Raw genomic sequence first — 25,123 nt, 5'->3', positions numbered from 1 at the left:
CCTGCTGCCCCTGCCAATATAACATTAATGATTTATTTTATAGCATGGCGATCGTGGCGAAGGGGTTAACGCACCGGACTGTGACTCCGGCATTCGTGGGTTCAAGTCCCATCGGTCGCCCTTTTTATTGGGGATTAGCCAAGCGGTAAGGCAACGGACTTTGACTCCGTCATGCATAGGTTCAAATCCTATATCCCCAGCCATTATTTACTTTTACTTAAATGATATGTAAGCGGACGTGGCTCAGCGGTAGAGCATCGCCTTGCCAAGGCGAGGGTCGTGGGTTCGATTCCCATCGTCCGCTCCAAATTTTACAATATAATATGGCGCCATAGCCAAGTGGTAAGGCACAGCTCTGCAAAAGCTCTATCCCCAGTTCGAATCTGGGTGGCGCCTCCAGTTATTTTTTAAATTCTTGCGCCCTTAGCTCAGCTGGATAGAGCGTTTGACTACGAATCAAAAGGCCAGGAGTTCGAATCTCTTAGGGCGCGCCATTTTAGCTCTTATGTTTTAAATGGAAGTACCAAAAAAATAGCATTATTTTTACTTAGCCGGTGTGGCGGAATTGGCAGACGCGCGCGACTCAAAATCGTGAGGGAAACCGTGGGGGTTCGAGTCCCTTCACCGGCATACACATGAAAAGCACTAGATCATATGATCTAGTGCTTTTTTATTTGCTTTTTTAGAATCACACAGCATAATTGTTCAGTATGTAGTATGTAGTATGTAGTATGTAGTATGTAGTATGTAGTATGTAGTATGTAGTATGTAGTATGTAGTATGTAGTATGTAGTATGTAGTATGTAGTATGTAGTATGTAGTATGTAGTATGTAGTATGTAGTATGTAGTATGTAGTATGTAGTATGTAGTATGTAGTATGTAGTATGTAGTATGTAGTATGTAGTATGTAGTATGTAGTATGTAGTATGTAGTATGTAGTATGTACTTAAATTGAATATATATATAAGTTAATCGGATAATGCACAAGGGCTCCCCGTCTAAGGTCTAGGATAAAAAACCACCTGTAGTCCATTTTGCAGAATACAATTCTACTTTACAATGTGTATATAAGGCAAAGACAACATTTGCTACAACCAGATAGGAAAGTAAAAAGGTACTTGCTTTACAATCTTAAAGTATTGTTATCTGGCTAAAGATCAACATCTAAGAAGTGTATACCGAAAATGATGAATACCAATAACGAGGTAAAGGAGGTGGAACATTTGCGCATAAATCGTAAAAGTATAGCTGCTTTTGCATTAATTTTCATCGGTGTGTTGATGGTTTTTGGCAAATTTTTACCCGAAGTACATAGTCTACTCAGTTATCTGATAGGACTATTATTTCCAGTCGCATTACTTGTACTTGGATATTATGCTTTACAAAGCGGACATCGATTTTTGGGAATTGCATTATCCGTTATAGGTGCGTGTATCCTATTTGCTAAATTGTCTTGGATTATCGGGCCTGCTATTGGAATCGCATTAATATGGTGGGGCTATTCATTACTAAAAAATCGTCATCATCAACAAGAACACAATAGAATGTTCTAAACAGATTATATTCTTCATGTAAATCACTTCTTATTGTTGATGTACAAGCTGTGAATGGGTAACATTCTAATAAAGCGATTTATATTGTACGATATAAAGATAATAAGATGTTATTACGAAATATTGTAAGTTATTTTTGAAAAAAGTAGTAAAATATTAGTAATAATTGATTTCATCTGTTATTCATACTTGTTCGATATGATGCAATACGATATAGATGAATATCAAAAAAGATCACTTGTGATCAAGCAAGGGAGGGAGCAATTATTCATGAACGTTTTTAAACGTGTACGTGATATTACAGTGGCTACTTTAAATGAAAGATTAGAACAGAGTCAAGATCCTGTGAGAATGATTGATCAATTTCTTTTAGATACACGACGTGCTATTACAGAAGCTGAACAATTGCAGAATCATGTGACTCAACATACACGTCAGTTAAAACAACATGTAGATCAGGCATCTGCGATGCGTCAAAAGCGCGAAGAACAAGCGATGTTAGCTCTACAAGCTGAAGAAGAAGATTTGGCTCGTATGGCTTTGCAAGAAAAAGTGATGTATGAAGAAAAAGAAAATCAGTATTCTGAATTGTTGGATCAAAATACAGAAGCTTTGCGAGAAGTACAGGCTCAATTAAATACATTAAAATCAGAGTACCAAGCAGTCTATAGCAAACGTGAGTATTATTATGCTCGTATGGAGACTCTTCGTTTGCAACAACAGATGAATCGTCGTTTTGGTAATGCTGTACAAAGCACACCACAAGCATTTGGACGATTAGAAGATCGCATTTCCGATTGGGAGATTGAAGCCAAAGCATTACGGGATTTGCGAAATGGTGATTCTTATTCTTCTGGTTCAGGCACAACGAATGGTGTGTCGTTAGATGAGGAATTGGAACGGTTAAGACGTAAGCTTGATGCAGATCGTAAGGAGGAGTAATATGCGTCCGAAGTTATATCGTTCAAATCATGATCGGATTTTGACGGGACTTAGTGGCGGTCTAGCTGAATATTTTCAGATTAATCCTACGTTGTTGCGGGTTCTGTTAATATTAAGTATTCCTTTTACCGGAACAACGACAGTGTTGATCTATATTATTGCAGCACTGATTGTACCTAAACAACCGCCAGTATATCGTCCTTTTGAACAAAGTCCTTTTCATGAAGAATATCAAGAAGATCGTTATGGTCCGCGTCAAAGTTATGGCGGATACTGGGGTACTTCACAAAATGCGTATGAACCTAATACGTATGATGCTCCACAAAAAAGCAATTCTCGTTATTTTGGGAAAAACCGCCCTCCACAACAAGCTCCAGATCAGACATCCAAATCAAATGGTGATCTTGATTCGATGATGGAAGGTATTGAAAATAAAGCTTTACGTAAAGAAGTAGAACAATTAAGAAAAAAAGTCGCTCAATATGAGAAGGGAGATTTATAATATGGGAGTTTTTAAAAGATTGAAAGATATGACTAAGGCATCGGTGAATGATTTACTAGATAAGGTAGAAGATCCAATTGTAATGTTAAATCAATATTTGCGTGATATGGAAGCAGAAATTCATCAAGCAGAGGTTACTGTAGCTAAACAAATGGCAAATGAACGTCGTATGAAACAACGTTTTGATGAAGCTGCACGTGTAGGTATGCAACGTGAAAGCCAAGCAACCGCTGCACTTAAAAATGGTCAAGAAGAAGTGGCTCGTAAATTGCTAGAAGAAAAGTTGTATTTTGATCAAAAATTCACTGAGTATTCTGAAATGCACAGCCAAGCTAAAGAGCAAGTGACAGATATGATGAACCAATTGCATGAAATGAAAGACGAGTTCTACAAAATGCGTAACAAACGTAATGAATTGGTTTCTCGTGCTCAAATGGCAAAAGCGAAAAAACAAATGGCTCAAGTAAGTTCTGTAAATTCAATTGATAAAGGCGGCGCTTCGCTTGGATTTAACCGCATGGAAGAGAAAATCATGCAAATGGAAGCAGAAGCAGATGTAATGCGTGCTCCTTACCGTTCTGGTTATGGATCAAGCCCGTATGTGAGTGCAGAAGATGCAGAAAAACAACTTAGAGTGGATGAGCAATTGAATTTGCTGAAAAGTAAATTAGCACCTAAAACGATTGAATCTAATCCATCTGAAGGTACATCTCTTTCTAAAGAAGATACACAATATTAATTTGTTCTTTTGAGCAGACTAAGTGTTCATAGATATGATATAGCTATTCATAGATGTAAATCATAGTTATTAAAATGACAATATGATATGCTAGAACAGGCGAAGCCATACAGCGTATGTGTCATCATGCGGGTATGGCTTTTCTATTATTAGCAGTAAAGGAGGTGCGGTTATGGGGAGAAAAAGAAAAATATTTGCAGTGTTATTAATTGCGATTGGCTTGCAGGTGCTTTTGGGTGTATCATTTGGCTTTTTTACGGTTGCCGCACTTCTTTTGTTGCTAATTGGAATTATGCGTTTACGTAGTGGAGCGATGAGACAAGGGTATATTTTCGGTGGTATAGGATTAGGCTTATTGTTGTTAGATCATTTGATGATTGTGGTCGGGGTTACTTTGATATCGTTAGGATGGTTTTATGTACATGCTAATAAAGCACATCGGGGACAACCATATCGTTTGAAACAAGGATTTATCACAAATATGCGTTATGATCGCGAACCATGGATGATGCAAAGTTCTAGTTCATGGCACGCTATCGGAGATATTGATTGTGACCTGTCGCTGGCTATGCCTGATGAATCGGAGACTGTTCTTTATTTTCAAGGAATATTAGGAGATCTGGACTTTTCGATACCAGAAGATTATGGTGTAGAAATTGAAGCGTATTTATTGTTTGGCCAGATTGGCTGTGAATCGAATGGATATCCTATAGCAGAACGGCAACAAGGAGTGCAAAATCGATTGCAATGGAAATCTGCTAATTATGCTACCAGTAAACAAAAAGTGAAGTTGGTTATTTCGTATATTGCAGGAGATTTAAATATTCGATTATCCTCGTAATCTGTTTATACAAAAGTAGACTTTTACAGCAGTAGCAGTAGCAGTAGCAGTAGCAGTAGCAGTAGCAGTAGCAGTAGCAGTAGCAGTAGCAGTAGCAGTAGCAGTAGCAGTAGCAGTAGCAGTAGCAGTAGCAGTAGCAGTAGCAAGTAGGCTATTTCTATCAAGCTAATGAATGGATAAAAGGTACTAAATTTTTTAAAAGTCAGAAAAGCAGGAGGACTTGATACGTGAAAAAAAGAAAACCTGCTGACTTGATTGTCCGCAGTATGAGTGAAGGGGTTTTATTGTCCTTCTTATTACTGGTTATTATTATGTATGTATTCTATACCTCTGGTCATTTGAAAATAGATTTATCCTGGCCTTCTTTATTACAGACTGGTGCAGCGTTATTGGTACCGGTTATTGTTGTAGGTGCATTATATGGTTTGTATCATGCGCTTAGGCTCAAAATGCGTCTGGATAAATTACGGGATACGTTATTGATGTGGGAAAAAGGCAATTGGTCGCAAGCGGCTCCTCTATGGGGCAATGATGAATGGTCACGACTGGGTGAGCAAATTGATCGCATCGGTAAAAAGTGGGAAGATCAGATCAGTAGTCTGCAACGTTTATCTACTAACAATGCACAATTGGCAGAACAAGCTAGAATTACAGCTATTATCGAAGAACGTCAGCGTTTAGCGCGAGAATTGCATGATGCAGTCTCTCAGCAGTTGTTTGCGATTTCGATGACAGCGACAGCGATAGGACGTACTTTTGATAGTAATCCAGCCCGTGCTAAGCGTCAGGTTGAATTAATAGAAGAAATGTCATCTGTTGCACAATCAGAAATGAGAGCGCTACTATTGCATCTTCGCCCTGTATATTTAGAAGGGAAGCGTCTATCTCAGGGGTTACGGGAATTAATTCGCGAATTACAAGCCAAAATTCCGATGGAAATTACTTTGGATATGGATGATGATCTGCGGTTGTTAAAAGGAGTAGAAAATCATATTTTCCGTATTGTACAGGAGTCTTTATCAAATACACTTCGTCATGCCAAAGCCGAGCGAATGGAGATTCGGATCGTGCAAAAGGTAGATTCTGTACGGGTAACTTTAAAAGATGATGGAATCGGATTTGAATTAAATGAAACCAAACAAGCCTCTTACGGCTTATCTACAATGAGAGAACGAACAAATGAACTCGGAGGCACTATTCAATACATAACTGCTCCTGGAAAAGGAACACGTATAGAGATTGTGATTCCGATTGTGACTTTAAATACGGAAGAAAGCAGGTGGGGATAATACAATGGAAAACGATGAGCAATTGATCAAAGTATTATTAGTCGACGATCATGAGATGGTTCGTATTGGACTTGCGGCTGTACTAGACACAGAAGACGGTATTGAAGTGGTGGGTGAAGCAAGTAACGGAGAAGAAGGGATTCGTCTTGCGCAAGAATACAAACCGGATGTCATTCTAATGGATCTTGTGATGGAAGGTATGGACGGTATCGAAACAACAAGACGTGTATTGCAGATCAACTCTGATTGTAAAGTGATTGTACTGACAAGTTATTTGGATGATGAAAAAATGTATCCTGTGATCGAAGCAGGTGCTTTCAGTTATTTGCTTAAAACATCGCGTGCAAGTGAAATAGCAGATGCTATTCGAGCTGCTGCTAGAGGACAATCGGTGCTGGAATCACAGGTGGCTTCTAAAATGATGAGTCGCTTTCGTGAGCCACTTGAACGTGCACTTCATGAAGAATTAACAGATCGTGAAATGGATGTCCTTCGCTTACTAGCACAAGGTAAATCCAATCAAGATATTGCAGATGAATTAATTATCGGTATCAAAACGGTCAAATTCCATGTGACAAATTTGCTAGCCAAGTTAGGTGTAGAAGATCGTACACAGGCTGCAATTTATGCGTATAAAAACGGATTAGCCGAGTGATTCACTATTTGCGTACAGGTATCAATTTTATTTGCAAAAGATATAAGTACTTCTTATAGTGGTCAGATAGCGATAGATAGGGTAATTATGGTAGAATACGTTTACCACATTACAGATTTTACATAGAAAGTTGAGGAGCTATGACTGGAAAACAAAATCTTGAGACATTGCAGACACCAAGTGCGGTATTTTTCATTTTTGGAGCAACCGGGGATTTGGCAAGACGTAAATTGTTTCCTGCTATTTATAGTTTGTATCGTGAAGGTAAACTTGCAGAGGATTTTGCAGTCATTGGTGTAGCGCGTCGACCGCGTACCAATGAAGAATTTCGGGAAGATCTCCATCAGTCTATCATAGAGTTTTGTCGCTACAAGATCGGAGCCGAAGAAGATTGGACTCGATTTGCAGAACATTTTGAATATAAATCGTTAGATATTAACAATGTCGCTGGTTTCCAAGAGTTAAAAGAACAAACAGAAGTGATTGAGAATAAATATGGTATCCCAGGCAACCGATTCTTTTTCTTAGCACTTGCACCTGAATTATTTGGCAGTGTATCGCTTAACCTTCGTGCAGGTGGCATGATGGATGGTACAGGCTGGAATCGTCTGGTGATTGAGAAGCCTTTCGGATATGATCTGGAATCTGCACGCAAACTTAATGCAGAGATCAATGAAGTGTTTGAAGAAGATGAAATTTATCGGATTGACCACTATTTGGGTAAAGAAATGGTGCAAAATATCGAAGTGATTCGATTTGCGAATGCTTTCTTTGAACCATTGTGGAACAATCAGCATATTTCAAATATTCAGATTACGCTTAGTGAAACGGTCGGAGTCGAAGAACGTGGTGGATATTATGATCATTCCGGTGCATTGCGTGATATGGGACAGAACCATATGTTGCAAATGTTAGCGATGATCGCCATGGAACCGCCAAGTCGTCTATTACCTGAAGATATTCATGATGAAAAGGTAAAAGTGCTTCGTTCTCTTCGTGCATATATGACACCAGAAGAAGTGGATCAAAATGTAGTACGTGGTCAATATACAGCAGGTGAATCTAAAGGTAAAACATTGCCTGGATATCGTGAAGAAGACAAAGTAGATCCTGCTTCTAATACAGAAACGTATTTTGCAGCACGATTATTTGTAGATAATTTCCGCTGGTCAGGTGTACCTTTCTATATTCGTACTGGTAAACGTCTACCTGTCAAAACAACGGAAATTATTGTTGAATTCAAGCGGACACCAACAAATGTATATCTTGGACAGCGTCATAATCTAGAACCGAATCTATTGGTTATTCGTGTCAATCCAATGGAAGGTATTTATATCAAAATCAATGCTAAAAAACCGGGTTCTGATTCTGAAATTCAACCGCTTGCGATGGATTTCTGTCAAAGTTGTATGATTGGAATCAACTCGCCAGAAGCGTATGAAAGCTTGATCGAAGATGCAGCCCAAGGAGATTCGACATACTTTACCCGTTGGGATGAAGTATCTGCGGCTTGGAGCTTTATCGATCATATTGCGGATGCATGGGCACAGAACCCTACAGATGTAAAACCATACCCCGCCGGTTCTTGGGGACCAGATGCAACTCATCTATTGCTTCAGCAAGATGGATATCATTGGTGGCCTGTGAATGGTCAAGATGAAGATGATGTGATCTGGCAAATGGGAAGTAGCAATTAACGCTGATGGTTATCTAGTTTTGCTATATGTGCAAGTAAGTCGTTTCCTTTACTGCTATTTGGCAGTGAGGAAGCGGCTTTTTTGTTTTGAAGTATGTTAGAAAGAGAGACTTTGATAAAAGATAAAAGATAAACATCGGGGATATCCTTCGGTTACTTGGTCGTGCAACAGGAATTGACACGTTACAAGAAGCAGTACGTACTCAATCTGAAGAGATTGACGCAGAGATACGCAGCTTGAACGAACTCAAGACAAGTCTGATCTTTTTGTTAAGTAAAGAAGATGCGGAAATCGTGAGCTATGTAGAATCGTTCCGACGTAGCGACAAATAGGAAGCGTCCGCGATTTCTTCTCTTATTTTGTGTCGTAAATGTGTTATAATAGAGGGATGAACCAAGAGGAGAAGGGAACGTGGAAATGAGTAAAACGATAGATCAAGCTTTGCAAAATGAAGTCGACAAACGCAGAACGTTTGCCATTATATCTCACCCGGATGCCGGGAAAACAACATTAACAGAAAAATTATTGCTATTCGGGGGCGCTATCCGTGAAGCGGGTTCGGTTAAAGCTCGTAAAGCAAATAAACATGCGACCAGTGACTGGATGGCGATTGAGAAGCAACGGGGTATCTCGGTTACTTCTTCAGTGATGCAATTCGATTATAATGGACATCGTATTAATATACTGGATACACCGGGTCACCAAGATTTTAGTGAAGATACGTATCGTACATTAACTGCGGCAGATGCAGCAGTGATGTTGATTGACGTTGCTAAAGGTGTAGAAGCACAGACGATCAAACTATTTAAAGTATGTGCTCAACGTGGTATTCCAATCTTTACGTTTATTAACAAATTAGACCGCGAAGGACAAAGTCCTTTTGAATTGATGGAAGAATTAGAGCAAGTACTAGGTATTCGTTCTGTACCTATGAACTGGCCGATCGGTATGGGACGCGAGTTGTCTGGTGTCTATGATCGGATGAAAACACAGGTTGAATTGTTTAATGGGAAAGACCATTCTACAATTGAAGTGCAAAAAGTAGAAGATTATCGTGATCCAATTATTAAAGAAATGGCTGGCGAGTTTTTGTATGATCAACTTTGCCAAGATATTGAGTTGTTGGATGTAGCAGGTGATCCTTTTGATTACGATAAAGTATTACGTGGTGAATTAACGCCTATCTTTTTCGGTAGTGCAGTTAATAACTTCGGTGTGCAGACATTCTTAGAAAATTTCTTGGAGCTTGCACCCAAACCAGAACCACGTCGTAGTACAGCAGGTATGATCGATCCAATGAATGATAAGTTCAGTGGATATGTATTTAAAATTCAAGCGAATATGAATCCAGCTCACCGTGACCGGATTGCCTTTTTACGTGTAGTATCCGGTAAGTTCGAACGTGGTATGAGTGTTCGTCATGTACGTGTAGGTAAAGAAATCAAACTGGCACAACCACAACAATTTTTGGCACAGGATCGTGATATTGTCCAAACGGCTTATCCTGGCGATATTGTAGGTTTGTTCGATCCAGGTATTTTCCGTATTGGAGATTCGTTAAGTCAAGGTTCTGATATTATTTTCGACGAATTGCCTACGTTCTCGCCTGAGATTTTTGCTAAAGTGACTGTAAAAAATGCACTGAAGCACAAACAGTACCAAAAAGGAATCGATCAGTTAACAGAAGAAGGTACGATCCAAGTATTTAATACTGTTAGCTTTGATGAAACGATTCTAGGCGTAGTAGGACAACTGCAATTTGAAGTATTTGAATATCGGATGAAAAATGAGTATGGTGTAGATGTACAATTGCAACGGATGCCTTTCCAATTTGCACGCTGGATTATTACAGATAAAGTAGATGCTTCCAAATTCCGTATCAACTCTACACTGGTTAAAGATAAAAAAGGCAATCATGTTGTCCTATTTGAAAATGAGTATGCGATGCGTACAGCAATCGACAAAAATCCAGATGCTCAGTTTTTGGAAATGGCTCCTTAATCAGAAATATAGCATATGCTTATGAAAAGCTTGGAGGTTACAATATGCCTAGAAAGCAGTATGCCATTATTGGTATCGGACGCTTTGGTTCTAGCATTGCCAAAACATTGAGTGAAATGGGCTTTGACGTATTGGCTATCGATTCAGATGAACACCGTATACAAGAAGTATCCAAAATCGTAACTCAAGCCGTAACAGCTGATTCTACCGATGAAGAAGCTTTGCGTTCATTGGGATTACGTAACTTTGATGTAGTCGTTGTTGCGATTGGAGAAGATATTCAATCGAGTATCTTAACAACACTGATTCTTAAAGAAATGGATATTCCAACGATTCTGGTGAAAGCACAAAATGAACTGCATGGTAAAGTATTAACTCGAATCGGTGCAGACAAAGTCATTTTCCCGGAACGTGATATGGGTGTGCGGGTAGCGCATCATTTGACATCACCGAATGTGCTGGATTATATCGAAATTTCAGAAGATTACAGCATAGTGGAAATGAAAGCTTCTGAGCCGATGATCGGTTCGAATCTAAAAGAACTCAATATTCGTGTCAGATATAGCTGTAATGTAATGGCGATCAAACGTGGCAACCAGATGAATATTGCGCCTTCACCGGATGAGCGTCTCAAACCGGATGATATTCTGGTTATTGTTGGACAAAAAAATGATCTGCTCAAAATGGAATTAGGTCTGGAAGAATGACCGAAATTCTATCGACCCAGAATGCTAAAGTCAAGGAATGGGCGCAATTGCTTGAGAAAAAGCATCGGGATAAGCAGGGTAAATTTATTGTAGAAGGTATTCATTTAGTGAGCGAAGTTCTTCGTAGTGATTGGGATATCGATTGTATCGTCTATGATACAGAGAAAGGCATTCCTGCTGAGTTGCGCGAAGATATCGCTCATTATTCTGGTGGAGCTCAGTATATTGCGGTATCTGAAGCTATACTTGCCAAATGTACAGATACCAAAACGCCACAGCCTGTTTTTGCTATTGTATACAAACGTAATGCGCTCACAGATCGCTTGCTTGAGATAGACCATAGTCTAGTGATGGTACTGGATAATGTACAAGATCCGGGCAATGTGGGCACGATTATTCGTAGTAGTGATGCGGCAGGGGCAACTGGTATTGTACTTGGTAAAGGTTGCGCTGATCTGTATAATCCCAAAACGATTCGTTCGACGATGGGTTCCTTGTTTCATTTGCCTGTGATTGAAAGTGATCTGAGTGAACTGTTACCTGTTGCGAAGCAAAAAGGGCATCTAGTGCTCAGTACATCGTTACAAGCCAGTCAATCTTGTTATGAATTTAATTTTACAGCAGGCGCTTGGATCGTGATCGGCAATGAAGGTAAAGGCATATCGGCAGAAGTATCGCAGTTAGTGGATCAGCATATTTTGATTCCGATGCAAGGACAAGCAGAATCGCTAAATGCGGCGATGGCATCGACGATACTGTTATTTGAAGCGATGCGTCAGCGGATATCTTAATGATCTACTATAAAGATTAAATATAACAAAAAGGAACTTCATCTAAAAAGAGAAGTTCCTTTTTTGTCTTAGCTATTATATTAGTATGTCGTAAATCATAATTAAACTTTATACAATAGAAGTCTTGTAAAAAAAACGAAAACGTTTATACTTTTGCGGGTCTTTTCACCAAACTGATAAAGCACAGTACAGCGAGCACTTCGGCCACCAAAATAACGACACTCATCGGCACAGCAGTCAGCCCACTACCGAGTCCCACTAATGGAGAAGCCGCTCCACCTAATAGAAGTGGAAGCAGTCCTAACAGCGCAGAAGCGCTTCCTGCGGCGTTGCCCTGACTTTGCATAGCGAGTGAAGTCGATGTAGCTCCTACAGAGCCTACACAAGACACAACAAAGAATAACATCGCAGCAATAGGGAACAGTCCACCACCAGCCAGCGCAATAATCAATAACAATAAAGCAGCTGTAAAAGCGATCCCTAGACTGATTTTCAAAATAACCAATTCGCCATATTTACCAGATAGACGACCTGCTAATTGAGCGAAAATGACAATGCCTAATCCATTCATAGCAAAAAACAAACTAAATCCTTGTGCAGATACACCGAATATCTTCTGCACCACAAAAGGAGAACCTGCAATATAAGCAAACATTGCGGCGGTAATAAAAGCTTGTGATAAAGCGAAGCCGATAAAATGACGATCTTGGATTAATCGTCCAAATGTACGCAGTGTGGAGCTTAGTCCACCGGAAGCTTTGCGTTCATTGGGTAATGTCTCCGGTAAGCCAAACAACACCATAAATAACATCACTGCCCCGATAACCGCTAAAACAATAAAAATGCCTTGCCACGGTACAAATTTGAGCAATGCGCCCCCGATAATTGGAGCAGCGATTGGAGCTACACCGTTAATAAGCATCAGAAGCGAGAAAAACTTGGTGAGTTCATGTCCTGAGTACAGATCACGTACTACAGCACGCGAGATTACAATGCCAGCAGCTCCTGTCACGCCTTGTATAAAGCGTAGTACAATCAGTAGACCGATACTTTGCGTTAATGCACAGCACAGCGATGCTACGGTATATAAGATCAATGAGATGATCAGCGGAGCACGTCTACCTTTTACATCGCTTAGTGGCCCGACAAGTAATTGTCCGAATGCTAGACCGAGCAGGCAAGCAGTTAGACTGAGTTGTGCCAGCGAAGCATTGGTATTCAAATGTTCGGCTAGCGTAGGCAAAGCAGGTAAGTACATATCAATCGATAATGGAGCAAACGCAGATAAAGAACCTAAAATCAAAGCAATCCATAACCGTTTGGAACGGGTTAAGGAAGATGCTGTTAAAGGTTGATTGGATGAAGCTTTGTTCATTAATGTTCTCATTCCTTTCTTCTATCACCGCATAGTATATGCGACTATATTTATATTTTAGCTAATGGATGTTCAGACAAATAGATCGCTGTACATCCTTACAATAGTATTTAGTGTAAACGAATAAAGTATAGTAGGAAAGCCTAATATTTCGGTATGCATTAATTCGTGCTATAATAAATCCCAAAAGATTGTAACATCCTGAAAGCCAATTACACCCGAGGAAGGAAGGTCAACTATCTTGTCCACTAAAGCCAAACAACCGAAACCTGAATGGATCAAAATCAAGATGACCAATGACAGTAACTATCAGGAAATTAAAAGTATGATGCGTTCCAAAACTCTTCATACCGTCTGCGAGGAAGCACGCTGTCCTAACATTTATGAGTGCTGGGCGAATCGTACAGCTACTTTTATGATTTTGGGAGATATTTGTACACGTGCTTGTCGTTTTTGTGCAGTCAATACGGGGATGCCTACGGAGCTTGATTTGCAAGAGCCAGAAAGGGTTGCGGAAGCGGCTGAAAATATGGGGCTTCAACATTGTGTAATTACAAGTGTAGCCCGTGATGATCTGAAAGATGGCGGAGCACATATTTTTGCGGAAACGATTCGTGCAGTTCGCAAGCGTTTACCACTTTGTAGTGTGGAAGTATTGATCCCTGACTTTATGGGAGATATTGATTCACTAAAAATTGTTATGGATGCTAAACCGGATATTCTAAATCATAATATTGAAACAGTGGAACGGATGTCTGATCGTGTTCGTGCAAGAGCTAAATATCCTCGTTCTATGGAATTGTTACGTAACTCCAAAACACTACAACCTTCGATTCCAACCAAATCTAGTATTATGCTAGGTGTAGGTGAGGAATGGGATGAAATTTTAAAAACAATGGATGACCTTCGTGCCATGGATTGCGATATTATGACGATTGGACAATATTTGCAGCCTTCACCAAAACATTTGGATGTGGCTAAATATTATACTCCTGATGAATTTGCAATTTTAAAAGAAGAAGGATTAAAGCGTGGATTCAGTCATGTTGAGTCTGGTCCGCTTGTCCGTAGTTCCTATCATGCGCATGAACAGGTTCAATCCGCATCGAAGTCGAAGGAAACCTCGACGGTCTAAATGCTGAAAGGCGGGAGAACCTTGATTCAAATCGGCGGTAAAACATACGAAATTATTAAAGAGCATCGTGATGGTTGGAATGCAGAAATATTCCGTGAACGATATAGTGAAGTATTGGATCGGTATGATTATATTCTAGGAGACTGGGGTTATAATCAATTGCGTCTCAAAGGATTTTATCGTGATGGACATCCCAAAGCAGGTAAAGATACTTCTTTATCCAGCTTGACTGAATATATTAATGAATACTGTAACTTTGGTTGTGCTTATTTTGTATTGCAAAAAACAAAAGAAGTTGCAGAGCCACCGAAGCCAGCTAATGGAGAAAAAGCAGAAAAGTCTGAGAAATCCGAGAAATCGTCTAGAGGACAAGGAAATCATTCTAAAAAAGACAAGCAGGATAAAGCAGCTTCTAAAGCTGTGCCTGCATCTGCTCCAGTCGTGCCTTCAACTCCGGTAGCACCTGTTGTCGAAACAGTAGAAGTACCTGTTACAGAAAAGCCTGTAGAGCCTTCTACAGAGCCTGTACAACCTTCATCTGTAGAAAGTCATACAGAAGTCGAGACAGACGTAAAACCAAGCGAAGAAAGTTCCAAATCTTAATTTCCTCGTTCAACACAAAAAGCTTCCAACTCCACAATCACAGTGGCGTTTGGAAGCTTTTTTTAGATACAGCTAAAGTCATATGGTATTACCGTTCTTATTTATCCTAGAAATGATTGACGTACACGATTCCAAAATGGATAAGGACGATAACGTGCAAAGCTTACTTGCTTTTTGGAAACCTGACAACGAATAGAAATCAGATCATCAAATGACATATTTAAATGATCCATTGTCAATTGTAGCTTTTGTGGTTTGCGTGAATGAATATCACAATGATGATGCTTTGGTAACATTAACGAAGAACCGAGTGTACGATAAATTCGGTTGTTGATCGAAGCAATCTCAGCGATCTGAAGAGCTTCAATCGTTGGATGTACCATAGCGCCACCAAGTGCTTTGTTATACGCAGTACTTCCCGAAGGTGTAGATACACAGATTCCGTCACCACGGAACATTTCAAAAATCTCATCGTTGATATCGACTTGAGCGACAACTGTCGTTCCGTCTACCCCTTTGAGTGTAAATTCGTTAAGTACCGTATGATGAGTTGTTCCGCTCTTGGTCTGAATATCCAATTCAATTAATGGATATTTGACAATTTTGGGATGACGATCTGATGTTGACGACTCACCCGCCATAAAATTAACCAAATCAGCCAATTCATCGGCTTTCCAGTCAGCATAAAATCCTAAATGTCCGGTATGAATACCGACAAATGCTAAATCTGGGATATGATCGATAAATGTGTGAAACGCATGAAGCATAGTTCCGTCTCCACCAATAGATACGACGATCTCTGGTGATTCAGCATCTAGCTGAAATCCGCGTTCGGCAGCAAGCTTATGGAATTGCTCGCTCAGTTCGATAGATAATTGATCTCCACGATCAAGCACATAGTATCTCAAGTTTGGAAAGCTCCTTTGTCCTTTATCGTTAAATCCTTTGTAAATATACTCACCTTCGATGATAATCAATTCTTGAGCGGAACACAATGTTTATAAGAATAAATGATAATAAATTTTGTTGCTAAAGAAATATAACCAATTTTAAGATTTAAATTAATACTTTGAATTAACTAAAAATATCTATAAATAGTAATGCTGTCATATGAAGTAAAACTATTATAAAATAGTATAGATACTATCGCTTATTTACAGCGTAAGTAAAATTATATTATGGAAATTAGGAGATACTTACATGGCAGAAAATAGTTCAAAAACGCTCTATCAAGCACTTTGGAACTCAGCAGATATATTGCGTTCTAAAATGGATGCAAATGAATACAAAAGTTACTTACTAGGCTTGGTATTTTATAAATATTTATCAGACAAAATGTTATACCATGCCGCGGAATTATTAGAACAACCTACTCAAGACTTACAAACCGCTCAAAAGCTATATGAAGAAGCATATCAAGATGAGGAAATCAAAGAAGATCTATTACAAGAGCTACAATATGATTCATCATACACGATAGCACCTAAGTTAACTTTTACTGTTTTAGTCAATGCTATTCATAATGGAGAATTTCAACTAGAAGATTTGGCACAAGGATTCCGAAATATTGAACAATCTAGCGAAGTATTTGAAAACTTGTTTGAAGATGTAGATTTGTATTCTAAGAAATTAGGATCAACTCCACAAAAACAAAATCAAACAATTGCCGATGTGATGAAAGAATTATCGGCTATGGATATAGCAGGACATGAAGGTGATATATTAGGTGATGCTTATGAATACCTAATCGGTCAGTTTGCTTCTGAATCTGGAAAAAAAGCAGGAGAGTTCTATACTCCACAACCTGTTGCTCAGCTTATGACACAAATTGTTTTACACAACAAAGAAGATCAAAGAGGATTTTCGGTATATGACCCTACGATGGGATCAGGTTCGTTATTGTTAAATGTAAAAAAATATTCTAATGAACCAGGTACTATTTCATATTTTGGTCAAGAGTTGAATACGTCTACTTATAATTTGGCTCGTATGAATATGATTTTGCACGGTGTAGATATTACAAACCAACATTTACACAATGCAGATACATTGGATCAGGATTGGCCAACCGAAGAACCAACCAACTTCGATGGCGTACTTATGAATCCGCCATATTCCGCTAATTGGTCGGCAGATAAGGGATTTCTAGAAGATGCTCGTTTCTCTCCATATGGTGTATTAGCACCAAAATCAAAAGCAGATTTTGCTTTTTTATTGCATGGTTTTTATCATTTAAAAGATCATGGTGTGATGGCGATCGTTCTACCACATGGCGTTTTGTTCCGAGGAAATGCAGAAGGTAAAATCCGTAAGATTTTATTAGATATGGGTGCTATTGATACGGTTATTGGGCTTCCAGCAAATATTTTCTTCAATACATCTATCCCAACAACAGTCATTGTTTTGAAAAAAGGTCGTCCTACTAAAGATGTGTTATTTATTGATGCTTCAAAAGATTTTAGAAAAGTTAAAAATCAAAATGCAATAGATCCAGAGCATATTCAACTTATTTTAGATGCATATATTAAACGTGAGTCTAAAGCAAGTTATGCTCATCTTGCGAGTTTTGATGATATTGTTGCGAATGATTACAACTTAAATATTCCTCGTTATGTAGATACATTTGTAGAAGAAGAGTCGATTGATCTTGTAGCACTTGGAAAAGAAATGGTTGAACTAAATGCTGAAATCAAGAAGGCTGAACAGGAATTTTTGGCTATGCTTGATGAATTAGCAGTGACAGATGAAACAAAAGATTTGATTGAAGCAACTAAAGAGGTGTTCCGCGGATGAGTGAGAAAAGCGCGCCAGAGATACGTTTTAAAGGCTATACTGACGCTTGGGAACGGCGTAAGTTAAGCGAAATGTCAAATAGCTTTGAATACGGCTTAAATGCAAGTGCTACTTTTTTTGATGGAGTAAATAAATATATTCGTATAACTGATATTGACGATGAGAATAGATTATTTAATCAAAGTAATTTAACTTCTCCTAATGCAGATTTTTCAAATATAGATAATTACTTAATGAAAAAAGATGATATTTTATTTGCAAGAACTGGAGCAAGTGTTGGAAAAACCTATCGTTATCAAGATTCTGATGGAAAGGTTTATTTTGCAGGATTTTTAATTAGAGCAAGAATCAAAGAGAATTTTGATTCAGAATTTGTTTTTCAAAATACTTTAACATCAAGATATGATAACTTCATAAAAGTTACATCACAGCGTTCAGGACAACCTGGAGTTAACGCACAAGAGTATGCAAGCTTTGAATCAAGTGTTCCTATAATAGAAGAACAAATGCACATCGGTAAATTTTTCAAACAATTAGATGATACTATCACGCTTCATCAGCGTAAGCTCGATAAATTAAAGCAGTTAAAACAAGGCTATTTGAAGCAAATTTTTGAGCAAAAGTTGAGATTTTCAGATTTCACTAATGAATGGAAACAAAATAAATTGAGTAATTTAATGATTTTTTCTAATGGTATAAATGCTCCTAAAGAAAATTATGGTAAAGGAAGAAAAATGATTAGTGTAATGGATATTCTTGCAAAAGAGCCATTTATCTATGAAAAAATAAGAAATTCTGTTGAGGTCGAGGATAAAATAGAACAAAAAAGCAAAGTTGAAAATGGAGATTTAGTTTTTGTTCGTTCTTCTGAAATCGCTGAAGAAGTTGGATGGGCAAAGGCATATTTGCAAGATGAATATGCCTTATATAGTGGTTTCTCAATTCGAGGTAAAAAAAAGAATAATTACGATGCATACTTTATAGAGCTTTCACTAAATAGCGTAAATAGAAAACAGATTGAAAGTAAAGCTGGTGGAAGCACGCGCTTTAATGTGAGTCAAGAAATTTTAAACAACATCGTCGTTACAATGCCTATTCTTGACGAACAAATAAAAATAAGTAATTTTTTCAAACAACTTAGTAGTAGTATGTTTCTACATCAAGAAAAAATAGAAAAACTTATGAAGCTAAAAAAATCTTATTTACAAAAAATGTTTATCTAATACAACGTTTGAAAACATAAAAAAACCTCTTGATAATAAAAAAGATGATTTATTTCATCTATTATTTTATTCGGAGGTTTTTCTATGAAAAAAAATGCTAAACAATCCAAGTTACTACACGAGTATTTTAAGGAATGGACAGAATTATACAAAGTAGGAGCTATACGCCCTATTACGTTAAAAAAATATCGAATCACACATCAAAGATTATTAGAATTGGCTCCTTTATTAACGTTTAAAGAATTAAATAGAAAATCATATCAAAAATTACTTAATGATTATGCTTTGACTCATGAGAAACAGACCACAATGGATTTTCATCATCAGATAAAAGGAGCGATTTTAGATGCCCATGATGAGGGATTAATTACTATAGATCCTACAAGAAAAGTTGTGATTAAAGGAAAAGATCCTGCTCCTAAAAAAGTAAAGTATCTCAATCAATTTGAATTACATGCTCTCCTAAAACAATTATCTTTATCTGAATCATTATCTTTAGATTGGCTGATTCTATTGGTTGCTAAAACAGGAATTCGTTTTTCAGAAGCTTTAGCTGTTACTCCAAGTGATTTTGATTTTTCACAGCAGACACTTTCTATCAACAAAACTTGGAATTATAAAGATGCTACAGGTGGTTTTCAGCCTACCAAAAATTATTCTTCTAATCGGAAAATTCAATTAGATTGGCAAACAGTAACACAATTTTCTAGATTAATTCATCTATTACCTTTAGATAAACCTATATTTATTAGAGAGCGAGTATTTAATTCAACAGTAAACAATCTTTTAAAAAAATATTGCGAAGATGCGAGGGTTCCAGTGATCTCTCTCCATTGCTTAAGACATACTCATGCTTCTTTGTTACTATTTGCAGGCGTATCTATAGCTAGTGTCGCAAGACGTTTAGGACACTCGAATATGACGACTACTCAGCAAACTTATCTTCATATTATCCAAGAACTTGAGAATCAAGATAATGAGAAGATTGTTAGGCATTTATCAAATTTGTATTAAGCTACATGAAATTAATTGTTGGTAAAATAAAAAGGCGTAATTCACGCCTTTTTAAATAAACATTTTTTGTAAATACGCTTTTTTTAATTTCATAAGTTGTTCTATTTTTTCTTGCTGTAGACTGATAATACTATCAAAGTACATAAATAGTTCACCTATTTTATTTTGTTCTTCTTTAGTAGGTAAATTAATTATTAAGTTTTTGATTATACTACCCGATAAATTACCCTGACCACCTTGCAAATAGATACTTATTATTGCTCTTTTTTGTTTTTTTAACCATTGAGTAATAAAGTACGAATTATTATCAAACTTAGGCCTTATAACTAAAATTGCCTGGTTAATAGCACCTGATATTTTAGCAATTCCAACCTCTCCACTAGTTGCACCATACAAAGCATATAAAATATCTCCTTTATTGACTAATCTAGCAGAAGAATTACTTAAAGCTTCTTCAGTTATAAAAAGTTCAGTTTTATCAGAATTAATTTCGCCAGAACGAATAAAAGGAATAGTTCCATTATAATAATGCTTATTATTTGCAGTTGGCGTACCTCCAGAAAAACTGTCTGTAATTTCTGCTAATTTCTGTACTATCCATTCATCATTAAAACCTAAAAATCTTAATGTCTGATCCAAGAGCTGCTTCAAATAGCCTTGTTTTAACTGCTTTAACTTATCGAGCTTACGCTGATGAAGAGCTATCGTATTGTCTAGTTGTTTGAAAAATATACCAATATGATTTTGTTCTTCTTCTCTTATCGGTGTAGAAAATGAATAATCAGAAATTTGTTTTAAGGAAATATGTTTAATTGCATTACCAACGGATAATTTATTCATATGAGATACAAATTTATCGTTACTAGTTATTTGGTATACGAATTCAAATTGCTTTGAATTAAGTCGTCCAACTCGTTGTGCTAAAACTGCCTTTTCATTACTATACTTACCTGTTTTTCCTATATTAACACCATCCATAGTGACAAGAATATTGTTACCGATCAATAAATAATTATTTAAAATTGTATCTTCAGAAATATTTATTCTATCCCCTGAAGAGATAATACCATTTGTTTCATCTAGAATATTTTTATTAGTAATAACTAAATATTCCCCCGTACTGCTAAAATCAGCACTGCTAAATGCTTTCCCTGTTCTGATTTCGGCTAAATCACCCAACTTACGCCGTTCCCAAGCGATAGTATAACCAATAAAATGTATATTTGTAACTTTATGATACGTGATATAATAACAAATAAAATCCTTACAAAGGATACATAATATAACTATTCTTTGAAAGAACAATTCACGAATGAGGTGGAACAGCTGGCTATTAAATTTACTCAAGAATCAGCAATGGAACAAAGTTTGATTAATCAATTAGTCAATGGGGAATCTCAATGGACGTATCGGCAAGATTTGAATACTGAAGAAAAGTTATGGTCGAACTTTAGAGACAAGCTTGAGCGTAACAACAAAGACGTTTTGAACGATGTACATCTCACAGAACAAGAATTTCGGCAAATACAGAATCAACTTAACTTTGCTAATTTTTATGATGCTTCTAAATGGTTGGCTGGAGAAAATGGTATAGCTAAAGTTCAAGTGCAACGAGAAGATGCAGCATTAGGAACGATTCGTCTTAAAGTCATTAATCGGGCGGATATTGCTGGAGGGATGTCTTCTTACGAAGTGATTAATCAATTTCAAAGTTCTGCAAAAAATTCCAATGATCGTGATCGTCGATTTGATGTGACTTTACTGATTAATGGACTTCCTATGATTCATATTGAATTGAAGAATCGTGCTCATCCGTACATGGATGCTTTTCGTCAGATCAAGAATTATTTAGTTCAAGGGAAATTTACAGGTATTTTTTCTGCTTTACAGATGTTTGTGATTTCCAATGGTAGTGATACCCGATATATTGCTACTGCTATGGATAATAAGATTAATGAACAGTTTCTTACGACATGGGTAGATCAAAATAATGACCCCGTTACGGAGTATCTTACATTTGCACAAGAAGTATTATCTATTCCTCAAGCTCATAAAATGGTCACACAATATACAGTACTCGATAGTAAAAAGAAATCTTTGATTTTACTTCGTCCTTATCAGATTCATGCGATAGAAGCGATCAAAGAAGCTTCTAAAGCTCAGCAATCCGGCTATATCTGGCATACGACAGGTTCTGGTAAAACATTAACTTCTTACAAAGTAGCTAGAAACCTGTTACACATTCCTTCACTAGACAAAACGATTTTTATTGTAGACCGTATCGATTTGAATAATCAAACTACATCTTCATTCAGTTCTTATTCTGAGCATGATGTTATAGCTATTGATAAAACAGACAATGTAGATGATTTAATTGCAAAGTTGCTTTCAAATTCACGCACAGTAGTTGTTACAACAATTCAAAAGCTTAACCATGTCATGAAACGCTTAGAAGGACAGGAAGAAACGAAGAAATATAAAGCACTCATTCAATTACGTATTGCCTTTGTGGTAGATGAATGCCATCGTGCAATTTCTCCACAAAAGAAATCTGAAATTGAACGTTTTTTTTATCGTTCTTTGTGGTACGGATTCACAGGTACGCCTATTTTTGCAGAAAATGCTAGAGCAGCGCTAGGTAATTTACCACGTACAACTGAACAATTATATGGTAAGGTACTACACGAATACACAGTTAAAGAAGCCATTCATGATAACGCTGTACTTGGTTTTCAAATTGAATATCAAAGAACGATTACCGAGGAAGCACTAGATGAATATATAAGAGAACAATATCCTGAATTAAATCCATATGATATGTCTGATATAGAAAAAGAAAAAAGAATTCCTAGATCTAAATATGAAGATGAACGTCACATGCTTAAAGTGATAGATTCTATTGTTAATAAATCACGTAAAAAGCTAGGATTTCCTAATGGAGTTGGTAAAACATATACTGCTATTTTGACGGTTTCTTCTATAGCACAAGCACAGAAATATTATGATTTATTTAAAAGAGTAAAGGCAGAAGAAACCAATATTACTATTGGCGAAAAAACTAAAAAAGTTTTGCCTGATTTCCCAAAAATCGCAATTACGTATTCTATTTCTGAAAATGAAGAAGCTTCTATTCAAAATCAGCAACGAATGGCAGAATGTATTCAAGATTATAATGAAATGTTTGGTCTGAATTATACGTTGGAAAATATGAAAACGTATAATAATAATGTGAATGAGCGATTAGCTAGAAAACAAGATCAATACCTAGCACGATCGGAACAACTTGATATCGTTATTGTGGTTGATCGTTTATTAACAGGGTTTGATGCACCTTGCTTATCTACATTATTTATTGATCGCCCGCCTATGGCAGCACATGATCTGATTCAAGCATTTTCTCGTACTAATCGATTATTTGATAAAGCTAAACAGTACGGTCAAATTGTGATATTACAAACTCCTAAAACTTTTGAAGAAGAAGTACGAAATGCTATTGTTTTATTCTCCAATGGAGGAGAAAATGAAATTCTAGCACCAACATGGGAAGAAGCACAACAAGATTTTTTAGAAGCGATAAAAAGCTTAAAAGAGATTGCTGTTACTCCAGAAGCGGTAACTGAATTAAGTATCGTTCAAAAAAAGCAATTTGCTAAAGCTTATCAAGTATTAGATCGCACTTTTGCATCTATTCAAGTATATAGTGATTTTGAGTTTTCAAACTTAGGTGTACTTTATCCTATAACGATGGAAGAAATAGAAGAGTTTCATGGTAACTATGTTAATGTGCTAGAAGAACTTAGACCTGATGCTTCCGATGAAACAGAAGTGATTGATATCGATATTGAATATGAATTAGAATCGATCAAAACAGAAGAAATTAACTATGAGTATATTTTGATGTTAATTCAATCTTTTGTACCGACTCAAAATGATCATCTGTTGGTAGAAGCTCCAGAGCCGAAACGTTCTGCTGAAATTGATACTTATATTGAAGACTTGAGTCGTAATAATGTTAAATTAGGTACATTGATGAAGAATTTATGGAGAAGTATTGAGCAGAGTCCTAATATGTATCGTGGACAACAAGTGACCCATTTGCTAGAAGATATGGTACAGGAAAATATGGATTCGATTATTCAAAATTTTGCTGACAAATGGTGTGTATCACAAGATCGACTAACTTTTATGGTTTTTAATTTTAATCCTTCAAAAGAAAGACAAAATGGTGAAACAGAATTAAAGCAAACAAGTAATTATGAAGCGTACAAGCAAAAAACAGAAAATCCACTTAGCCGATTGTCTTATTGGAAAGAAGTTAGAAAAGCATATCTGCAAATGATGATAGAAGATATTTTGCCATTACAAAAAAAATAAAGTGAAAAGAAACCAATATCTGGTATGCAGACTTCTGGTTTCTTTTTGTGTTACATAATGTTTAGTCATATGACTGATACATAACCGACATAATGTAGGCTTCTGTAAAGAGTTTGTAATCTAATTGTTAAAGAAAGCGTTTGCAAAAAGGGTTATATTCTGCAAAAAGGTATGATAAAATAAAGGTATAAATGGTCGTCGGAATTGTCAATGATTGTTAGTACACACTTAGAATGGAGTGATGAACATGACTACAAGCATTCTTGCCGGTATTCTCGTATGTCTATTCGTGTACGTCATTCGTGCTTCTTTTGTTCAATCTGGTGAAGAAGATCGAAGCATGTATTGACCTAGACCGCACTTGTATTTTACATTATATTTTTTTCATATATTATACATTGATTAAAGACGCTAAAGAAATCTTTGGCGTCTTTTTTATGATATAATTTGACACATGACGTATAGAAAGAAAGTTGGCGAGCGATAGTGAAATTTGATCAATCTTTGTATGTATTGCTAGGCGAAGCAGATGGAATCAAGCGCTTGGTCGAAGCTTTTTATCCTAAAGTACAGCGTGATCCTTTAATTGGTCCGCTTTTTCCTGAAGATATCAATCCTGTGATGGAGAAACAATATATGTTTCTTTCTCAATTTTTCGGAGGGCCGGCGCTTTTCTCTGAAGCTTATGGTCATCCGATGATGAGAGCGCGTCATATGGCGTTTCCGATTACCGATGAAAAAGCAGATGCCTGGTTAGCCTGTATGAATGAAGCTTTGAAGGAGCTAAATATTGAAGACGAATTACGTGTATTTGTGGTAGATCGTTTATCAGGACCGGCTCATCATTTTGTAAATACGCATTAATTTGATTTGGGGGAAGTGGGTTAG

General features: G+C 37.0%; 21 protein-coding genes and 7 tRNA genes (1 of these 28 only partly in view). 25 read left to right on the top strand and 3 right to left on the bottom strand.

Translation table 11 applies throughout. The features are described 5' to 3' along the window. From PQ456_RS18280 to PQ456_RS18195, 18 genes are all read left to right on the top strand, one after another. Positions 1–16, top strand: a tRNA-Trp gene (locus PQ456_RS18280) (it extends 58 nt beyond the left edge of the window). A gap of 31 nt (positions 17–47) precedes the next feature. After that, a tRNA-His gene (locus PQ456_RS18275) sits at positions 48–120 on the top strand. 8 nt (positions 121–128) lie between these two features. Further along, positions 129–203: transfer RNA gene (locus tag PQ456_RS18270), tRNA-Gln, on the top strand. A 29-nt stretch (positions 204–232) separates the two neighbouring features. Further along, positions 233–307, top strand: a tRNA-Gly gene (locus PQ456_RS18265). 18 nt (positions 308–325) lie between these two features. Continuing rightward, a tRNA-Cys gene (locus PQ456_RS18260) sits at positions 326–399 on the top strand. A gap of 18 nt (positions 400–417) precedes the next feature. After that, positions 418–494 (top strand) — tRNA-Arg (locus tag PQ456_RS18255). Between the two features lie 56 nt (positions 495–550). Further along, positions 551–630, top strand: a tRNA-Leu gene (locus tag PQ456_RS18250). A 594-nt stretch (positions 631–1,224) separates the two neighbouring features. After that, the gene (locus PQ456_RS18245; protein ID WP_273613550.1) at positions 1,225–1,554 is read left to right on the top strand and encodes a hypothetical protein; all 330 of its coding nucleotides are present in this window, start codon (positions 1,225–1,227) and stop codon (positions 1,552–1,554) included. 270 nt (positions 1,555–1,824) lie between these two features. After that, entirely contained in the window at positions 1,825–2,496 is a 672-nt protein-coding gene (locus PQ456_RS18240; RefSeq protein ID WP_273613549.1) for a PspA/IM30 family protein, read from the top strand. A 1-nt stretch (position 2,497) separates the two neighbouring features. Beyond that, on the top strand, positions 2,498–2,998 hold the full coding sequence (locus PQ456_RS18235; protein WP_273613548.1) for a PspC domain-containing protein: 501 nt from the start codon (positions 2,498–2,500) through the stop codon (positions 2,996–2,998). A gap of 1 nt (position 2,999) precedes the next feature. Next, the gene (locus PQ456_RS18230; RefSeq protein ID WP_273613547.1) at positions 3,000–3,737 is read left to right on the top strand and encodes a PspA/IM30 family protein; all 738 of its coding nucleotides are present in this window, start codon (positions 3,000–3,002) and stop codon (positions 3,735–3,737) included. A 172-nt stretch (positions 3,738–3,909) separates the two neighbouring features. After that, on the top strand, positions 3,910–4,578 hold the full coding sequence (liaF, locus tag PQ456_RS18225) for a cell wall-active antibiotics response protein LiaF (protein WP_273613546.1): 669 nt from the start codon (positions 3,910–3,912) through the stop codon (positions 4,576–4,578). A gap of 227 nt (positions 4,579–4,805) precedes the next feature. Then, entirely contained in the window at positions 4,806–5,867 is a 1,062-nt protein-coding gene (locus tag PQ456_RS18220) for a sensor histidine kinase (protein WP_273613545.1), read from the top strand. Positions 5,868–5,871: 4 nt separating this feature from the next. Next, positions 5,872–6,522, top strand: a complete 651-nt coding sequence (locus tag PQ456_RS18215) for a response regulator (protein WP_273613544.1) — start codon at positions 5,872–5,874, stop codon at positions 6,520–6,522. Positions 6,523–6,662: 140 nt separating this feature from the next. Continuing rightward, on the top strand, positions 6,663–8,219 hold the full coding sequence (gene zwf / locus PQ456_RS18210) for a glucose-6-phosphate dehydrogenase (protein WP_273613543.1): 1,557 nt from the start codon (positions 6,663–6,665) through the stop codon (positions 8,217–8,219). Between the two features lie 417 nt (positions 8,220–8,636). Further along, positions 8,637–10,220, top strand: a complete 1,584-nt coding sequence (locus PQ456_RS18205) for a peptide chain release factor 3 (protein ID WP_273616355.1) — start codon at positions 8,637–8,639, stop codon at positions 10,218–10,220. 8 nt (positions 10,221–10,228) lie between these two features. Further along, positions 10,229–10,927 (top strand): potassium channel family protein, encoded by a 699-nt coding sequence (locus PQ456_RS18200; protein WP_273616354.1) that lies wholly within the window; start codon positions 10,229–10,231, stop codon positions 10,925–10,927. After that, complete coding sequence (locus tag PQ456_RS18195) at positions 10,924–11,718, top strand: TrmH family RNA methyltransferase (protein ID WP_273613542.1); 795 nt, start codon at positions 10,924–10,926, stop codon at positions 11,716–11,718. The genes PQ456_RS18200 and PQ456_RS18195 overlap by 4 nt, the downstream gene beginning before the upstream one ends. Before the next feature lie 145 nt (positions 11,719–11,863). Here PQ456_RS18195 and PQ456_RS18190 read toward each other — a convergent pair whose 3' ends face one another. Then, a complete protein-coding gene (locus tag PQ456_RS18190) occupies positions 11,864–13,105 on the bottom strand; it encodes a multidrug effflux MFS transporter (RefSeq protein ID WP_420540623.1) in 1,242 nt (413 codons plus the stop codon). Between the two features lie 229 nt (positions 13,106–13,334). On the opposite strand from PQ456_RS18190, the gene lipA reads away from it, so the two are divergent. Beyond that, a complete protein-coding gene (gene lipA, locus PQ456_RS18185) occupies positions 13,335–14,228 on the top strand; it encodes a lipoyl synthase (protein WP_273613541.1) in 894 nt (297 codons plus the stop codon). 21 nt (positions 14,229–14,249) lie between these two features. Continuing rightward, on the top strand, positions 14,250–14,831 hold the full coding sequence (locus PQ456_RS18180) for a YutD family protein (protein WP_273613540.1): 582 nt from the start codon (positions 14,250–14,252) through the stop codon (positions 14,829–14,831). Between the two features lie 101 nt (positions 14,832–14,932). Here PQ456_RS18180 and PQ456_RS18175 read toward each other — a convergent pair whose 3' ends face one another. Next, positions 14,933–15,739 carry an NAD kinase gene (locus PQ456_RS18175; RefSeq protein ID WP_204826857.1) on the bottom strand — a complete coding sequence of 269 codons (807 nt, stop codon included), beginning with the start codon at positions 15,737–15,739 and terminating at the stop codon, positions 14,933–14,935. A gap of 292 nt (positions 15,740–16,031) precedes the next feature. Here PQ456_RS18175 and PQ456_RS18170 point away from each other — a divergent pair, with 292 nt between their 5' ends. The 3 genes from PQ456_RS18170 to PQ456_RS18160 all read left to right on the top strand — a co-directional run bounded on the left by PQ456_RS18170 (position 16,032) and on the right by PQ456_RS18160 (position 19,861). Then, the gene (locus PQ456_RS18170) at positions 16,032–17,624 is read left to right on the top strand and encodes a type I restriction-modification system subunit M (protein ID WP_273613539.1); all 1,593 of its coding nucleotides are present in this window, start codon (positions 16,032–16,034) and stop codon (positions 17,622–17,624) included. Then, the gene (locus PQ456_RS18165; protein ID WP_273613538.1) at positions 17,621–18,847 is read left to right on the top strand and encodes a restriction endonuclease subunit S; all 1,227 of its coding nucleotides are present in this window, start codon (positions 17,621–17,623) and stop codon (positions 18,845–18,847) included. The genes PQ456_RS18170 and PQ456_RS18165 overlap by 4 nt, the downstream gene beginning before the upstream one ends. A gap of 84 nt (positions 18,848–18,931) precedes the next feature. Beyond that, complete coding sequence (locus tag PQ456_RS18160) at positions 18,932–19,861, top strand: site-specific integrase (protein WP_273613537.1); 930 nt, start codon at positions 18,932–18,934, stop codon at positions 19,859–19,861. A 51-nt stretch (positions 19,862–19,912) separates the two neighbouring features. On the opposite strand, the gene PQ456_RS18155 is transcribed toward PQ456_RS18160, so the two are convergent. Next, positions 19,913–21,166 carry a restriction endonuclease subunit S gene (locus PQ456_RS18155; RefSeq protein WP_273616352.1) on the bottom strand — a complete coding sequence of 418 codons (1,254 nt, stop codon included), beginning with the start codon at positions 21,164–21,166 and terminating at the stop codon, positions 19,913–19,915. 51 nt (positions 21,167–21,217) lie between these two features. On the opposite strand from PQ456_RS18155, the gene PQ456_RS18150 reads away from it, so the two are divergent. Together PQ456_RS18150 and PQ456_RS18145 are read left to right on the top strand one after the other, a co-directional pair. Beyond that, complete coding sequence (locus tag PQ456_RS18150) at positions 21,218–24,235, top strand: type I restriction endonuclease subunit R (RefSeq protein WP_273613536.1); 3,018 nt, start codon at positions 21,218–21,220, stop codon at positions 24,233–24,235. Positions 24,236–24,721: 486 nt separating this feature from the next. Then, complete coding sequence (locus PQ456_RS18145) at positions 24,722–25,099, top strand: globin domain-containing protein (protein WP_273613535.1); 378 nt, start codon at positions 24,722–24,724, stop codon at positions 25,097–25,099. Positions 25,100–25,123: the final 24 nt, after the last annotated feature.

Origin of the sequence: Paenibacillus kyungheensis (assembly GCF_028606985.1) — a bacterium.
GTDB classification, from domain to species: Bacteria; Bacillota; Bacilli; order Paenibacillales; family Paenibacillaceae; genus Saccharibacillus; species Saccharibacillus kyungheensis.
This window is presented reverse-complemented; position numbering and strand designations above follow the sequence as displayed.

Coding starts and splice junctions, on each gene's coding strand:
- PQ456_RS18240 (WP_273613549.1), top strand. CDS start 1,825: ATGAACGTTTTTAAACGTGTACGTGATATTACAGTGGCTACTTTAAAT.
- PQ456_RS18235 (WP_273613548.1), top strand. CDS start 2,498: ATGCGTCCGAAGTTATATCGTTCAAATCATGATCGGATTTTGACGGGA.
- PQ456_RS18230 (WP_273613547.1), top strand. CDS start 3,000: ATGGGAGTTTTTAAAAGATTGAAAGATATGACTAAGGCATCGGTGAAT.
- liaF (WP_273613546.1), top strand. CDS start 3,910: ATGGGGAGAAAAAGAAAAATATTTGCAGTGTTATTAATTGCGATTGGC.
- PQ456_RS18215 (WP_273613544.1), top strand. CDS start 5,872: ATGGAAAACGATGAGCAATTGATCAAAGTATTATTAGTCGACGATCAT.
- zwf (WP_273613543.1), top strand. CDS start 6,663: ATGACTGGAAAACAAAATCTTGAGACATTGCAGACACCAAGTGCGGTA.
- PQ456_RS18205 (WP_273616355.1), top strand. CDS start 8,637: ATGAGTAAAACGATAGATCAAGCTTTGCAAAATGAAGTCGACAAACGC.
- PQ456_RS18195 (WP_273613542.1), top strand. CDS start 10,924: ATGACCGAAATTCTATCGACCCAGAATGCTAAAGTCAAGGAATGGGCG.
- PQ456_RS18190 (WP_420540623.1), bottom strand. CDS start 13,105: ATGAGAACATTAATGAACAAAGCTTCATCCAATCAACCTTTAACAGCA.
- PQ456_RS18170 (WP_273613539.1), top strand. CDS start 16,032: ATGGCAGAAAATAGTTCAAAAACGCTCTATCAAGCACTTTGGAACTCA.
- PQ456_RS18165 (WP_273613538.1), top strand. CDS start 17,621: ATGAGTGAGAAAAGCGCGCCAGAGATACGTTTTAAAGGCTATACTGAC.
- PQ456_RS18160 (WP_273613537.1), top strand. CDS start 18,932: ATGAAAAAAAATGCTAAACAATCCAAGTTACTACACGAGTATTTTAAG.
- PQ456_RS18150 (WP_273613536.1), top strand. CDS start 21,218: ATGGAACAAAGTTTGATTAATCAATTAGTCAATGGGGAATCTCAATGG.